Annotated in this window: 10 protein-coding genes and 1 pseudogene; 5 read left to right on the forward strand and 6 right to left on the reverse strand. The window is 67.5% G+C overall.

Annotation, left to right across the window (positions count from 1 at the left end; translation table 11 throughout):
• The first annotated feature begins 4 nt into the window (after positions 1-4).
• Genes FKV23_RS14970 through FKV23_RS14985 form a run of 4 tightly spaced genes read left to right on the forward strand, consistent with a single transcriptional unit; the run spans position 5 to position 3585 of the window.
• Positions 5-628 carry a 2-dehydro-3-deoxy-6-phosphogalactonate aldolase gene (locus FKV23_RS14970; protein WP_141624582.1) on the forward strand — a complete coding sequence of 208 codons (624 nt, stop codon included), beginning with the start codon at positions 5-7 and terminating at the stop codon, positions 626-628.
• Positions 625-1773 (forward strand): galactonate dehydratase, encoded by a 1149-nt coding sequence (gene dgoD / locus FKV23_RS14975; RefSeq protein WP_141624583.1) that lies wholly within the window; start codon positions 625-627, stop codon positions 1771-1773. The genes FKV23_RS14970 and dgoD overlap by 4 nt, the downstream gene beginning before the upstream one ends.
• A 4-nt stretch (positions 1774-1777) precedes the next feature.
• Positions 1778-2677, forward strand: coding sequence for an SMP-30/gluconolactonase/LRE family protein (locus FKV23_RS14980; RefSeq protein WP_141624584.1), 900 nt, complete (start codon positions 1778-1780; stop codon positions 2675-2677).
• The gene (locus FKV23_RS14985; protein ID WP_141624585.1) at positions 2674-3585 is read left to right on the forward strand and encodes a 2-dehydro-3-deoxygalactonokinase; all 912 of its coding nucleotides are present in this window, start codon (positions 2674-2676) and stop codon (positions 3583-3585) included. Before FKV23_RS14980 ends, FKV23_RS14985 begins: the two co-directional genes overlap by 4 nt.
• Before the next feature lie 228 nt (positions 3586-3813).
• On the opposite strand, the pseudogene FKV23_RS17595 reads toward FKV23_RS14985, so the two are convergent.
• The 6 genes and pseudogenes from FKV23_RS17595 to FKV23_RS15015 all read right to left on the reverse strand — a co-directional run.
• A pseudogene (locus FKV23_RS17595) lies at positions 3814-4143 on the reverse strand (alpha-N-arabinofuranosidase); the annotation flags it as partial.
• A gap of 18 nt (positions 4144-4161) precedes the next feature.
• Positions 4162-5085 (reverse strand): alpha/beta hydrolase, encoded by a 924-nt coding sequence (locus FKV23_RS14995; protein WP_208543180.1) that lies wholly within the window; start codon positions 5083-5085, stop codon positions 4162-4164.
• A gap of 14 nt (positions 5086-5099) precedes the next feature.
• Positions 5100-6845 (reverse strand): glycoside hydrolase family 43 protein, encoded by a 1746-nt coding sequence (locus tag FKV23_RS15000; RefSeq protein WP_167285287.1) that lies wholly within the window; start codon positions 6843-6845, stop codon positions 5100-5102.
• 29 nt (positions 6846-6874) lie between these two features.
• On the reverse strand, positions 6875-9247 hold the full coding sequence (locus FKV23_RS15005; RefSeq protein ID WP_141624587.1) for a WD40/YVTN/BNR-like repeat-containing protein: 2373 nt from the start codon (positions 9245-9247) through the stop codon (positions 6875-6877).
• Between the two features lie 64 nt (positions 9248-9311).
• The gene (locus FKV23_RS15010; protein WP_208543181.1) at positions 9312-11231 is read right to left on the reverse strand and encodes a glycoside hydrolase family 97 protein; all 1920 of its coding nucleotides are present in this window, start codon (positions 11229-11231) and stop codon (positions 9312-9314) included.
• A gap of 119 nt (positions 11232-11350) precedes the next feature.
• Complete coding sequence (locus FKV23_RS15015; protein ID WP_141624588.1) at positions 11351-13777, reverse strand: glycoside hydrolase family 127 protein; 2427 nt, start codon at positions 13775-13777, stop codon at positions 11351-11353.
• On the opposite strand from FKV23_RS15015, the gene FKV23_RS15020 reads away from it, so the two are divergent.
• The gene (locus FKV23_RS15020) at positions 13770-14087 is read left to right on the forward strand and encodes a hypothetical protein (protein ID WP_141624589.1); all 318 of its coding nucleotides are present in this window, start codon (positions 13770-13772) and stop codon (positions 14085-14087) included. The genes FKV23_RS15015 and FKV23_RS15020 overlap by 8 nt on opposite strands.
• The last annotated feature ends 31 nt before the right edge of the window (positions 14088-14118 follow it).

Genomic DNA, 14118 nt, shown 5'->3' on the forward strand with positions numbered 1-14118 from the left:
CCGCATGGACGCGCTCACCACGCCCTTCCACCTGCCACTTATCGCCATCCTGCGCGGCATCGCGCCGAGCGAGGTGCTGGCACATGTCGGCACGTTGGTGGACGAAGGCTACGATGCGATCGAGATTCCGACCAACTCGCCGGACTGGTCGCGCAGTGTCGCGCTGGCGGCCCACGAGTTCGGCGCGCGTGCAACCATCGGCGCCGGCACCATCCTCACGACAGCCGACGCCGACGCATTGCTCGCGGCAGGCGGCCGACTGGCGGTTACGCCCAACACGCGCCCGGCGGTGATCCGCCACGCGGTCGAGCGCAACCTGCTTGTGGCGGCCGGCTTCGCCACCGCCAGCGAGGCGTTCGACGCGCTGGAGGCCGGCGCGCAGATGCTCAAACTCTTCCCCGCTTCCGTCTACGGACCGACGATGGTGCGCGCCCTGCGCAGCGTGCTGCCGTCGGTTCCCCTCTTCGCTGTCGGTGGCGTCACCCCCGACACCTTGCCCGGATTTCTCTCTGCCGGCTGCCAGGGTGCCGGCATCGGCAGCGAACTCTACAAACCCGGCCAGTCCGTCGAAATCACCCGCGCTCAGGCGCGCCGGTTCCGGCAGGCCTATCTGGACCACGCCGCATGAAGATCGTGCGATTGACCACCTACCAGGCCGCGCCACGCTGGCTGTTCCTCAAGATCGAGACCGACGAAGGCATCAGCGGCTGGGGCGAACCGGTCATCGAAGGCCGCGCCGGCACCGTGGAAGCGGCCGTGCACGAGTTGGGCGACTACCTCATCGGGCAGGATCCGGCACGCATCAACGATCTGTGGCAGACGCTGTACCGCGGCGGCTTCTACCGTGGCGGCGCGATCCTGATGAGCGCCATCGCCGGCATCGACCAGGCGCTGTGGGACATCAAAGGCAAGGCGCTGGGCGTGCCGGTGTACCAGTTGCTCGGCGGGCTGGTGCGCGAACACATGAAGACCTACCGCTGGGTCGGTGGCGACCGCCCGGCCGACATCGTGGCGCAGATGCGGCGTTACCAGGCACTGGGCTTCGATACCTTCAAGTTCAATTGCACCGAGGAACTCAAGCTGATCGACAGCCCGCGCGCGGTCGATGCGGCAGTGGCCAAGGTCGCGGCGATCCGCGAGGCGATGGGCGAGGCGGTCGATTTCGGCATCGACTTCCACGGCAGGGTCAGCGCCCCGATGGCACGCGTGCTGCTGCGCGAACTGGCGCCCTTCCGCCCACTGTTCGTGGAGGAGCCGGTACTGCCCGAGCAATGGGAGTACTACCGCCCACTGTCCGATGCCACACCGATCCCGCTGGCCGCCGGCGAGCGCATGTACTCGCGCGCCGAGTTCAAACCGGTGCTGGCCGCTGGCGGACTGGCGATCCTGCAGCCGGACCTTTCGCACGCAGGCGGCATCACCGAATGCGTGAAGATCGCCGCCATGGCCGAAGCCTACGACGTGGCGCTGGCGCCACACTGCCCGCTGGGTCCGGTGGCGCTGGCTGCCTGCCTGCAGGTGGACTTTGTCTCCTACAACGCGATGCTGCAGGAGCAGAGCATCGGCATCCATTACAACGAGGGCGCCGACCTGCTCGACTACGTGCTCAACAAGGACGACTTCCGCTGCGTGGACGGCAGCATCGCCGCACTGCCGGGACCGGGCCTGGGCGTGGAGATCGACGAGGAGCGCCTGAAACAGGCCAGCCTCGACCCGCCACGCTGGCGCAACCCGCTGTGGCGCCATGCCGACGGCAGCGTGGCCGAATGGTGAATCCATGACCGAGCTTCTGGCCACGCTGCAGGTGGACAGCCGTTGCCAGCTCGGCGAAGGCATCCTGTGGTGTGCGCACCGGCAGGCGCTGTACTGGACCGACATCCTCGGTGCGGAACTGTGGCGGCACGTTCCCGCCAGCGGCCACACGCACACGTGGTCGCTGCCCGAACCGCTGGGCTGCCTGTCCCTGGCCGAGGACGGTCGCCTGCTGCTGGGTCTGGCCAACGGCCTGCATGCAGCCGACGTGGAGGCGCACCTGCACACACGCACCTTGCCGCTGGCCAGGCTGACCGACGTGGACGCAGACGATCCGCTGACACGCATCAACGACGGCCGTGCCGACCGCGCTGGCGGATTCGTGTTCGGCACCAAGAGCGAATACGCGGACGGACGCCGCGCCGGCCGCTTCTACCAGTACACAGCCGCACACGGCTTGCGCGAACTTGCATTGCCGCGCGCCACCATCCCCAATTCCATCTGCTTCGACGGCAGCGGCACGCGGATGTACTTCTGCGACTCGCACGACGCACGCATCATGACCTGTCGCTATGACGCCGCCGCCGCGGCGGTATCGGACATCGACCTGTTCGTCGAACTCGACGCCCCCGGCACCGAACCCGACGGTTCGATCGTCGACGCCGAAGATGCCCTCTGGAACGCGCAATGGGGCGCCGGACGGGTGGTGCGCTACCTGCCGGACGGATGCATCGACCGCATCGTCCGCGTGCCCGCGCCGCAATCCTCCTGCTGCATCCTGCGCGACGACACCCTGTACGTCACCAGCGCGCGCGTGGGCCTGGACGCGGACACCCTGGCCGCGCTGCCGCTATCCGGCGGCGTGTTCGCCTGCCGGATGGAGCGCCCGTTCGCGCGGCCTGAAGACCGGGTGCGACTGCCATGATCGCAGTGGACTGGGGCACCAGCAGCCTGCGCCTGTACCGCCTGGACGAAAGCGGCCTGGTGCGCGAGCGACGGCGCAGCGACTGCGGCGCGATGGCGAGCACGGGTCGCTTCGGCGATGTGCTGGCGCAGGAAACCGCCGGCTGGAACGATACCCGGATCCTGATGTGCGGCATGGTCGGCGGCCGCGGCGGCTGGCGCGAAGTCCCCTACCTGGACTGCCCGGCCGGCAACGCCGAACTGGCGCAGGGCATGCAGCGAATCGAGGCCGCCGGATTCGAGGGACGCGAGCTGTGGATCGTGCCCGGGCTGTGCGACACGGTTTCCGACACCGTTCCCGACGTGATGCGTGGCGAAGAGGCGCAACTGGCCGCGCTGCTCGACGTACTGCCCGGCGGCGCCCATCTGGTCTGCCTGCCCGGCACGCACAGCAAATGGGTCACGGTCCACGACGGCCTCATCCGCCGTATTGCCACCGCGATGACCGGCGAGGTGTACGCGATACTGCGCCAGCACAGCATCCTGGGGCAGTCGATGCCCAGCGCGGAAGTCCGTTTCGACGCCTATGCTTTCGATGCCGGCCTCAAGCGCAGCGCCCAGCCGGACGGACTGTTGCATCATCTGTTCGGCGTGCGTACGAGCCGCCTGTTCCGCCTGTTCGATGAGGCCGCATTGCCGTCCTACCTGTCCGGCATCCTGATCGGCCATGAGATCCGCGCTTCCGGCCTGTTCTCGCAATCGCCGCGTCCGGTGCAAGTGCACCTGATCGGCAACGAGCGCCTGCTGTCCTCGTACGCGCATGCGCTCACCGCACTGGGCATCGGCGTGCAGCGCCATCCGGAAGAACTGGCCGCGCGCGGCCTGCACGCGTTGTGGGCGCGCCGCGTGGAGGCAGGCACGGCGGCATGAACGCCGCGCCCAGCCAACTTGCCATTCGAGTCCCCGGATACACCCTCTGTGGGAGAAAACATGAGTTGGCCACCTTCTGAAAGCATCTGTTGACCACAGGTAACCGAACCACGCACTGCCCTCAGCAACGAAGGGTGGGACAGCTCATCCGGATGGAACGGTGTAGTAATGCAACGTCAGCGCGTCCATGTGCTTGGCGGACCGCGCCATAAGCACCTCGGTCACGTGGAGGTAGGCTTCGCTGTCGAGGATCTCGACCAGGTCCATGAACTCGTGCGTGCCGACGCGGTTGTCCTCGGGCACCGCACCCCACCATTTGTTCAACCGCACCGGCCGCTTCGCCGGGTCGCCGATGCCGTCGCGCCAGTCGTAGTCGTCGGCGAAGCAGCCACCGGGCTAGCGCATCACCGGCACCCCGAGGCGGCGCAGCGCCTCGATCACGTCGTTGCGCCAGCCGCGTGTGTTCGGGATCTCCGAATCCGGCCCCACCCACAAGCCTCCATAGACACCGGCGCCCAGGTGCTCGACGAAGTGGCCGTAGATCTCGGGCTCGATACGGGGAGCGGCCACGCCGGCTCAACGGAATATCCGTTGCGCGAAGTGGTAGAGGTTGTTGGCCCAGCTGTCGCCGTCGTGACCGTGGTCGTCGACGTTCCAGACGTGGGCGATGTCGTGCCGCTTCAGATATGCGTGCAGATCCTGGGACACGTTGATCAGGCCGTCGCGGTTGCCGCACGACAGGTACAGCAGCGTGAACCTTTCCCGCACGGCCTCCGGATCGGGGACCAGCTCCGCCGGCGGCCGGGTGTTGGGTGCCGGCGAGAAGGCGCCGACCCAACCAAACACATCGGGATGCCCGAAGCCGAAGTTCAGCGCCTGTCCGCCGCCCATCGACAGCCCGGCAAGCGCACGGTGTTCGCGGTCGGCGTGGGTCGTGTACTTCGTCTCGATCGCCGGCACGAGGAAATCCAGCAGGTCGCGCTCGAAGCTGGCGAATCCGGCCGCGTTTTCCGGCGTGAACACGCGGTCCTCGGGCGGCCGGCGATCGTCCGGCAAGGCGCGGCCGTTGGGCATGACCACGATCATCGGCACCGCCCTGCCCTCGGCGATCAGGTTGTCGAGGATCGCCGGCGCGCGCACGTAGCCGCGCCACTCGTCCTGGTCGCCGCCGATGCCGTGCAGGAGATAAAGCACGGGATATTTCCGCCCGGCCGAGTATCCCGGCGGTAGATAGACCTGCGCCTGACGGCGCGTGCCGGTCACGCCCGAGTCGTATGCGAATGCCTCCACCCTGCCCTGCACTGCATCGGCACGCAGGTCGCGGAAGCCGTCCGACGCATCGGCGAACGTGCGCACGTCATCGGCACCGAGCACGATCGGCCGGGCGAAGTTGGCGCGCGCCCGCTCGGGTGTGACCGGCTCTTCTTCGCGCGCGAACGAAACGGCGGCGATGGAGAACAGGAGGATGCCGGCCAGGGCGCCGATCAGCCGCATGGGCATGGCGCGGTGTTCCCTCATGGCGCGGCCGCCTTGTGCGCATATGGGCCCACCACGGCACCGGTGAAGCCGCTGGCAACCGCAGAGGTCAGCACGCGCGCGTCCGCGTCGTCCAGGAGGGTGGTGAACGTCCCGCCGTCCACGCTGTAGGTGAAGTCGATCCTGGCCCTGTCGATATCGATCTTCAGGGTCACCCCATCGCGCGCTTCCGAACCCAGGGTCCGCTCGGCCAGCACCACGCCGTCGGCAGGTTCGTCACGACCCCGACGGCGATGGATCCGCAACATGGGTTCGCCCCGTTCGCTGGTTCCCAGACCGAAGGCGTAATAGAAGTCATCGCTCTGGACGGCCAACAGTCCCGCCTCATCGCCGGGCCGGGAAGGCGAGAATCTCAGCCGGGTGGCGAACGACGCCTTCATGTGCTGGATCCGGCGACCGACGAACGAGGGTTGGCCGTTCCCGCCGATGCGGTCCGCGCGCGGTTGCAGGACCAGGGCGCCGTCCGTGCCGGTGCTCCACCACTGGCTGCGGGGCGTCCTTGCGAACAGCCACTGAGGCGGGAGTGCGGGTGCGTCGAACTCCTCGCGCCAGCCGAAGTTGCCCGTGGTGGGGACGGCAGGCGCCTTGCCCTCGGGCAGCGCAGGGGCCTTCGGCGTCCAGGGCAGTGCCTGGTCCTTGGCCAGCAGCACCGGCCAGCCGTCCTCCCAGTGCACCGGTAGCAGGAAGGTCTCGCGGCCGGTGTGGAAGTTGCCCGGATCCTGCGGCGGGGTCGCCAGGTCGTAGACGCGCGTGCCCAGGAACACCGTCCACCAGTTGCCGGCCTGGTCCTGCACCAGGTCGGCGTGGCCGGTGGCGGTCACCGGGTCGGGGCGATCGTCCGGCAAGCCAAACTGGGTGAGCACCGGGTTGCGGGGGTTGGCCTCGAACGGACCGAACGGCGAATCCGCGCGATAGAACAGTTGCTGGTGGTAGTAGCCGGTGCCGCCACCGGCCGCGCTGAGGTAGTAGCGGCCATCGATCCTGTAGACGTGCGGGCCTTCGATGTAGTCGGTGTGCCAGGGTTGCTTGTCGCTGCCATCGACCAGCAGCACGTCCTCCGACAGTGGCGCGAACGTCTTCGGATCCACCTCCATGATCCGGATCTGGGTGTGTGCGGGGTACTTCTTCACCGGCGGATTGGCATGGTGGACGATGTACACCCGGCCGTCGTCGTCGAAGAACGGCGATGGATCGATGCCGCCGATGTGCGGCAACCAGATGGGGTCGCTCCAGCCGTCCGCCGGATCGCGGGTGGTGAGGATGAAGTTGCCGCCACAGCCCACGCACGTCGTGGCCAGGTAGAAGGTCCCGTCGTGATGGCGGATGGCGGGCGCGTAGATGCCGCCGCCGTTCAGGCTGACGTCCGGACCGAACGGCATCATGTCCGGGCGGTCGATCGCGTTGCCGATCTGCGTCCAGTTCACCAGATCCGTGCTGTGGAAGACCGGAACGCCGGGATGGAAGCCGAAGGTGGAGTTGACCAGGTAGTAGTCGTCGCCGACCCGCGTGATGCTCGGATCGGGATGAAAGCCGGTGAGGATCGGATTCCGGAAGGCACCGGCCGGCAGCTTCCGCTCGAACACGGGGTCGGCGCCCGCATACTCCACCCACTCGAACACGGCCTTGCCGGAATCCGCTTCCATTGCAGGCGCGGCACCGGGGCCGCAGCCTGCGAGCTGGAGCGGAATCGCGACTGCGAGCAAGACGCGTGAAAGCAGCTTCATGGACGATCCCAGGCGCAACATCACGTCGTTCACCTGAGTAACTTCATTTCGATCGACTCGCTGCGGAACCGCGCGGTTCTCGCCCAGTCGCGTCCGCTCGCTTGCGGCGCCACCGGGACTCCGTAGACGATGCCGCGCCCGACGGTGCTCATGTAGACCACCCCTTCGGTGTTCATGTCGCCGACGACGAGCTGCGCGTTGCCCGGACCACCGAACTGGTGGGCATCGTCGTTGATCCGGATCCAGCTCGCGCCTTCGTCGGTCGAGCGGTACAGGCCGCGCTCGCCGCCATCGACCGAGCCCCAGATGAACACGGTCGGATAGCTCGCACCGTTCATCGTCCTGCCGAAGCCCACCGCACTGCAGTCGGTCACGTTGGACAGCCTGCTGAACGACGCGCCCGAGTTGGTCGAGCGGCTCAGCCCGCCGGAACGGAGCGCCACCCACACGTCGCCCTCGCGGCCGGGGGCCGGGCGTATCCAGGTGGAGCCGCCGGCCGCGAGCATGGCCCCAACGCCGAAGCTGGCGCCGCCGTCGGTACTGACGAGCACGGCGCCGTTGCTGCTGTCGTAGGCGTAGAACTTGTTCGCCCTGAGCGGATCGGCCGCCGGGCGCAGGCCGCTCGTGCCCAGACCCGTCACTTGAGTCCAGGTCGGGCTCGCACTCGTGAAGTTGGTCGAACGGTAGGTCGTCGTGACGTCGTCGATCCGGATGCCGTGCAGCAGCGTCCTGCCGTCCGCCGAAAGGGTGACCACGCTGTCCCTCGTGCGGCTGGCGTCGGCCGGAAGCATCGTCGGCACCGCGGTCCAGGTGGTGCCGGTGTCCGTCGAGCGGAACATCTTCTCGATACCGGCGCGCACCACGACCGGCGTGTTGGCGGCAGCCACTGCCAGCCCGTAGGTGGAGCCCATGCGCGGCGTGTGGATCGGCGCATAGGCATCGATATCGGTATGGCGGAAGCCGTCGTAATCGCCGATCACCGACAGCAGCGGCCCGCCGGGCACGCTGACCAGGCCGAGCGGCACCGTCTCCTCCAGTCCCCTGACCGCAAAGGTCCAGGTGGCCGGGCTGGCTGTGATGTCCGTGCTGCGGAAGACGCCGTTGCCCGAGGTCACCCACGCCGACCGGGTGTCGAACGGATCGAATTCGATGCTGCTCGCCCAATGGATGCTGTTTCCGGCGATCCAGGTCACACCGTCGGTGTCGAGCGCGAAGCCGCCCTGCACCACGTTGGTCCAGCTGCCGCCACCGTTGGTGGTGAGCAGGAACTGGTCGCCCCAGTTGTCGCCCTGCTGCATCCAGGTGTTGATGGTCGAGACGAGCACGCGCTGCGGATTGTCCGGATCGACGGACACGCCGGAGAACGCCCCGTTGATGCCGGTGGGCGTCACGTTGGTCCAGCCGCCGCTGGCGACGTTGTATCGCCACACCTGGCCGGCATCCATGGGCTCGGGCTGGCTCCAGTTGCCGTGTGGGCCGGCCCCGTTGCCGTAAGTGACATACAGGTTGCCATCGCCCGCCAGTGCCGCGCGTTGCGGCATGTAGCCCGCCGGCGCACTGGCGACAGCGGTGAAAGTGTTGCCGGCGTTGTCGCTGCGGTAGAGGTTGGGCCCCACCGAACCGTAGCGCGACACGCCCACGAAGATGCGCTGCGCCACGCCGCCGGCGATGCTGGCCGGGTCCAGCAGCACGAAGCTGATGCCAGCCTGGTTGGGCGTGGTGGTCACCGGCAGCGAGCCCACGCGCGAGAAGCTCACGCCGGCATCGGTGCTCTTGAACAGTCCGTTGTCGCGGGAGCCCACGTACAGCACATTGCTGTTGCCCGGGTCGACCTGCATCTTCTCGCCGTTGCCACGACCCATGCCATTGCCGTGGACGTGGAACTGCGCGGTCACGTCGGTCACGCGCGAGAAGGTGGCGCCGTAGTCGGTGGAGCGCATCACCGCGGTCTTGCCATTGCTGAAGTACGAGGTACCGGCCAGTACATAGAGCACGGCCGAGTCCTTGGGGTCGAGCGCAATCGACTCGATTCCCATCAGACCCACGTCGTCCTCCGACAGGAAGTCGTGCAGTGGGACCCAACGGCCCGTGGCGTGATCCCATCGGTACGCGCCGCCTACGTCGGTGCGGGCGTAGAACAGGTTCCGCTGGGTCCTGCTCGGGATCACCGCAGATACATAGCCGCCACCGCCCATCGCGACATTGCCCCAGCGGTAGCCGGTCGGCCCGTCCGACGGAGGAGGAGGTGGTGGTGGTGGCGGCGGCGGTGGCGGCGGGGCCGGTGGCGGCGACGACGGCGGAGGATTGCCGCCCACGGGTGGCGATCCGCCACCGCCGCCACCGCAGGCGGACAGGAGCAGGAACAGAACGGAAAGCCCGATCAGACGGCGTGCGATTCTCATGCGTTCGAGTCGAAGTGAGGGAGGGAAACAACGTATCCGACGTGTGTCTTGCAGTACTTCTCTTTCATCGGTCCGAAGGCTCCAGGACCACGGCGGCACCGCCGGCCGGCGACTGGCGCAACACGAGTGTGTCGCGCGCGGTCACGATGCGTTCGCTGCGGCGGACGCGGTCGGGCGCATCGCCGTCTTCCCATACCGTCGCGCGATAGCGGCCTTCCGGCAGAAAGTCCAACGGCACGCGCGCGGTGCGCGCTTCATCGTCCGTCATCGCGCCCAGGTACCAGGCTGCGCCCGAACGCCGCGCCAGCACGATGTCGCGTCCCGGCTCGCCGGACAGGAAGCGGGTTTCGTCCCAGGCGGTGGGTACGCGGCGGATGAATTCGAAGCCGGCCGCGTCGCGATAGGCATCCGGATCGTCGGCCACCATCTGCAGCGGGCTGTCGTAGACCACGAACATCGCCAGCGCTTGGCCGCGGGTGGTCTGGGTGAATGGCAGCACGTCGCGCACTTCGAACGTTGAAGGCGTGCGATGGCGGAAGCCACCCGGCGTGTAATCCATCGGACCGGTGAGCATGCGCGTGTACGGCAGCATCAGGTTGTGGCGCGCGGTGATGAGCGGGGTCCACTTGTTCCACTCCGCGCCCATCACGCCTTCCTGGGTGATGAAGTTCGGGTAGGTACGTTGCAGGCCGGCAGGCATGTAGGCGCCGTGCAGGTTCAGCAGCAGCCTGCGTTTGGCGGTGGCTGCCGCAATGCGCTCGTGGAACTCGACCATTTCCTGGTCGTCGCGCTCCATGAAGTCGATCTTGATGCCGCGGATTCCCCAGCGCACCCAGGTGTCCAGCACCTCGTCCATGCGCGCGGCCATGTGCTTCCAGTGCGCCCACAGCAGCAGGCTGACCCCCTTGGACTCGGCGTAGCGCACCAGGCCGGGCATGTCCACGCCATCGACCGGGCGGGTGAGATCGGTTTCCGGATGCGTTTCGCAGCACGGACCGCTGCCCCAGGCCCAGCCGGCGTCCAGCAGCGCATAGGGCAAGCCGGATTCGGCGGCGAAATCGATGTAACGGCGGAAGGCGTCCATCTCCGCCGTGGCGCCCTCGCTGGGCCCGGACCACCAGTTCCAGGCCGCCTTGCCGGGCTTGACCCAGCTGAAGTCGCCCTCGGGCGGCGGGTTGAGGTTGCCCACCAGCGACGAGGCGATGAGGTCGCCCGCGCGGTCGGCCATCATCACCACGCGCCAGGACGTCCTGAGTCCACCGCGGGAGACATACGCCGGCCCGTCGCGCCCCGGCACGGCCGACAGGCGCACCTGCATGGCCGCACCCTGGCGCCATAGCGACGCACCCGTGTAGCCCTGCAGATAGGACTGGGTGATGGCATAGTGCGCGCGGCCCGAGGCGCTGGCGCACACCAACGGCACGTCGTAGCCCTTGTCCGTGGCCAGTTCCGAGATGCGCTGACGCTCGAAGGGCTTTTCGTGCGAGCCGTCGAATTCGGTAGCCAGGCACGACGGATCGCCCGCCGGTACGAAGGCGGTGCGCTCGCCGCGCAGCCGTACCGGCGCCGGGTCGTCGATGCGGTAGCGGAACGCAACGCCGTCGTCGTAGGCGCGCACGTCGATGAGGAGGGTGCGCGCGGGTGCATTCATTTCGCGGAACGTCAGTGTGGCGCCGCGGTAGCGATCGCGCGCCACCGACGCCTTGGTCGCGACCAGCGGAATGTCGCGATCCTCCTCGGTGTCTTCGCGGCTTTCCAGCGCCAGCGCGCCGAACGCAGGCGCGCCGTCGAGTTCCAGCCCCAGCGGCGACGCGGCAATGACGGTCTCCCCCCGCCACAACACCGAGAACTGACCGGCGTCGTCGTCGATACGGATCACGGCATCGCCGCTCGGCGATGCGATCGACTGCGGGTCTGCCATCGCGGTTCCCGTCGTGGCGGCCCAGCACAGCGCGACGATCGCCGCCAACAGTCTCTTCTGCATTCCCATTGAATCTCCCTCACTCTTCATTGCGTAAAGCGAAGTTCGACCGGTTCGCCATGGAGGCGCGGCGGAACACTCCAGCTCACCGGAACGCGCGTGTTGCAGCCCAGGCATGGTCTTCATTCGCTGCGGAGCAGACGCAGATCGAACAGGCCGCTGGTGCGCCGACCGGGGAAGGCGACCAGCTTGACCGTGATGCCTCGGCGGACAGCCGCCTGGGCGATGTCCTGCGGCAAGGCAACCCTGTGCTCGACGAACGTGTCGTTCGCACCGCCGTGCAACCGGATCGTTTCCAGCCGACGTCCATCGACCAGCAGGTCGAAGCCTTCGTTATGGTCTCCGCCATAGAAGGCAAGCAGCAGTTCGAGGTTGGCGGCCGGATCGGTGCCGGCCCGCGCCTTCAGCCGATAGGACATCCACCGACCGGTGTCGCGCCAGTGGCGCCCGATGCGGATACCGGTGCGGCTGTCCTCGCCCTGGTACTGGTGTTCGACCTCGGGCTGCTGTTCGCCGGGGGCCACCCGGTCCAGGGTGCGATCCTGCAGCGCCTGTCGCTGGCGTTCGTCGGCCTCGATCCGGCTTACCAGGGCGGGATAGGCGGACGCGGTGGCGGTACGCCAGTACACGACGTATCGCGCGTCATGTACACGGAACAGAGGCTCCAACTGCAGCGACTTGAACGTGGCGGGGCGGATCAGTCCGCCTGCTTCGAAAGTGAGCGGACGTCCCGGCACCGCCTTGACTTGCCTCGCCAGCGCATTCCGATCACCCACCAGGACCGGTGCCTGGTCCAAGGGCAACAGCGGCCCCGGCGTGATGTGGCTGCCGCGACCATCGTCGGCGATCAGTCCGTCCAGGTCCTCGGTGCCGGTGCGTGCCGCCAGTACGATCGGGCCGTGCATCAGCGCCACGTAGTCCGAACCGTCGGGCAATCCTTCGGCGCGGGTGCGCATCGGCAGGTCGATCTCGACGACATCGCCGTCGAGCCATTCGCGCTCGATGTCGGCATAGGAGGACGGCGTGGACCGCAGCGGCCAGGGCTTGCCGTTGATGCGGACCTCGAGCGCTCCTTCCAGCCAGTGCGGATGGCGAAGGCGCAGGCGGAAGCGCTGCGGTTCGCGCAGCTGCAGCGCCAGCCGGCTGGTTTCCTCGTCCGGGAAGCGCGTGTCCTGGCGCAACACCAGGCCGCGCTCGCGCCATTGCAGCTGCGACGCCATGTACAGGTTGACGGTCAGCGAGTCCCGATCATGGGCATAGGCGAACGCACCGTGGCGGCCATGGTTCTCGATGCCGGTACCGACGCAACACCAGAAGCACTGCTCCGGCTGCGAATAGACCCGGTAGTGGCGCGGGCGGATCGGCGTGAAGTACACCAGGCCGCCGTGCCGCGGGTGCTGGGTGGAGAGGATGTGGTTGAACAGCGTGCGTTCGTAGAAATCGGCGTAGCGCGGCTGGGGGTCCAGTCGGTACAGCTGCGCACTCAGGCGCAGCATGTTGTAGCTGTTGCAGGTTTCCGGACCTTCCGGCGACCCCACCATCGCACTGAAGTCGTCGACGGGATTGAAATGCTCGCGGACGCTGTTGCCGCCGAAGGCGATGCTGCGCCGCCGGACGACCGTCTCCCAGAAGAAGGCGGCGGCGTCGATCCAGGCCTGGTCGCCGTCCAGCTCGCCGATGCGGGCGAAGCCGATGACCTTCGGGATCTGGGTGTTGGCATGCATGCCGTCCAGCGCGTCTTCGCGGCGCAGCAGCGGCTGCAGCAGGGCATGGTGGGAAAAGCGACGGGCCAGGGCCAGATAGCGCCGCTCGCCGGTGATGGCGTAGACATCGGCCAGCACTTCGTTCATGCCGCCGTGCTCGGTGGCCAGCAACGCCTGCATCTGCTGCTCGTCGAGGCCGGCCACCAGGCGGTCGGCCCAGTCGGTGAAGGCGATCAGCATCTGGCGGGCCTGGCGGTTGCGCGCGTACGACCAGGCATCGCGCAGGCCGGCGAACATCTTGTGCAGGTTGTAGAACGGCACCCACGCGCCGTCCAGCGAGAACGACCCGGCATCGAACGTGCCCGCGACGACGCTGTCCCACAGCGCCCGTCCGTTCGGGACCGCGCCGACGTAGCCATCGCCGTTGGCCTGCTGACAAGCGGCCAGCTCCGCGATCATGTAGTCGAGCCGTTGGCGCATCTCGTCATCGCCTTGTGCCGCTTCCTGGGCCAAGGCCGACAAGTAGTGTCCGGCCGTATGCCCCTCCAGGCCCATCGACTCCCAGTTGGGATACTTGGAGGCGCGCGGCGCCAACGCCGCTTCGATCCGATAAGGCGCGACCAGGCGGTCAACCGCCAGTGCGGCCAGATAGCGACGGTTGAGCGCATGGGAGTGGGCGAACACGCCTTCACCGAGCTGGATATCGGCAAGCGAGAACATGCGGGCGCCGCCAGTTCCAGTTTCGGCGGCGCTACCGGCCCAGGCAAGACGCGGTATGGCAGCGGCCAAGGCCAGGGATTTGACGAAGTCGCGCCGGCTGAAACCGTTGGCGTGGTCGATGCTCATGGTGGCCGAAGTTAAGACGGACAGTGACCGTGGGTCCAATGAAAATATTCGCAGCCGCCATGCCAAGTTGACATTGAACTTCGCAGCACCCGCGAATACCAGCGGCAAATGGGTGCTCCGTCCAGAAACATCGGGAACAACCGTACAGAAGTACGAAACCTCAACCACCCACGAAGATGTTCATGGAAGCAGCAGGAGTGTTGCAGGTGAAGCGCAGGAAGAGGATCCACTACACCGAGCACCAGAAGTCGCTGATGCGGGATCGCTGGCAACGGGGCGAGTCCCTGCATCGGAAAGCAGCATTGTTTGAACGGCGCCACAGCTTGCTGAGGCGGCATCAG

Origin of the sequence: Lysobacter alkalisoli, assembly GCF_006547045.1 — a bacterium.
Classification (GTDB): domain Bacteria; phylum Pseudomonadota; class Gammaproteobacteria; order Xanthomonadales; family Xanthomonadaceae; genus Marilutibacter; species Marilutibacter alkalisoli.

Excerpts from the sequence above, each read along its gene's own strand:
- FKV23_RS14980 (WP_141624584.1), top strand. The coding sequence starts at position 1,778 with ATGACCGAGCTTCTGGCCACGCTGCAGGTGGACAGCCGTTGCCAGCTC.
- FKV23_RS15000 (WP_167285287.1), bottom strand. The coding sequence starts at position 6,845 with ATGAAGCTGCTTTCACGCGTCTTGCTCGCAGTCGCGATTCCGCTCCAG.
- FKV23_RS14985 (WP_141624585.1), top strand. The coding sequence starts at position 2,674 with ATGATCGCAGTGGACTGGGGCACCAGCAGCCTGCGCCTGTACCGCCTG.
- FKV23_RS15015 (WP_141624588.1), bottom strand. The coding sequence starts at position 13,777 with ATGAGCATCGACCACGCCAACGGTTTCAGCCGGCGCGACTTCGTCAAA.
- FKV23_RS14995 (WP_208543180.1), bottom strand. The coding sequence starts at position 5,085 with ATGCCCATGCGGCTGATCGGCGCCCTGGCCGGCATCCTCCTGTTCTCC.
- FKV23_RS15005 (WP_141624587.1), bottom strand. The coding sequence starts at position 9,247 with ATGAGAATCGCACGCCGTCTGATCGGGCTTTCCGTTCTGTTCCTGCTC.
- dgoD (WP_141624583.1), top strand. The coding sequence starts at position 625 with ATGAAGATCGTGCGATTGACCACCTACCAGGCCGCGCCACGCTGGCTG.
- FKV23_RS15010 (WP_208543181.1), bottom strand. The coding sequence starts at position 11,231 with ATGCAGAAGAGACTGTTGGCGGCGATCGTCGCGCTGTGCTGGGCCGCC.
- FKV23_RS14970 (WP_141624582.1), top strand. The coding sequence starts at position 5 with ATGGACGCGCTCACCACGCCCTTCCACCTGCCACTTATCGCCATCCTG.
- FKV23_RS15020 (WP_141624589.1), top strand. The coding sequence starts at position 13,770 with ATGCTCATGGTGGCCGAAGTTAAGACGGACAGTGACCGTGGGTCCAAT.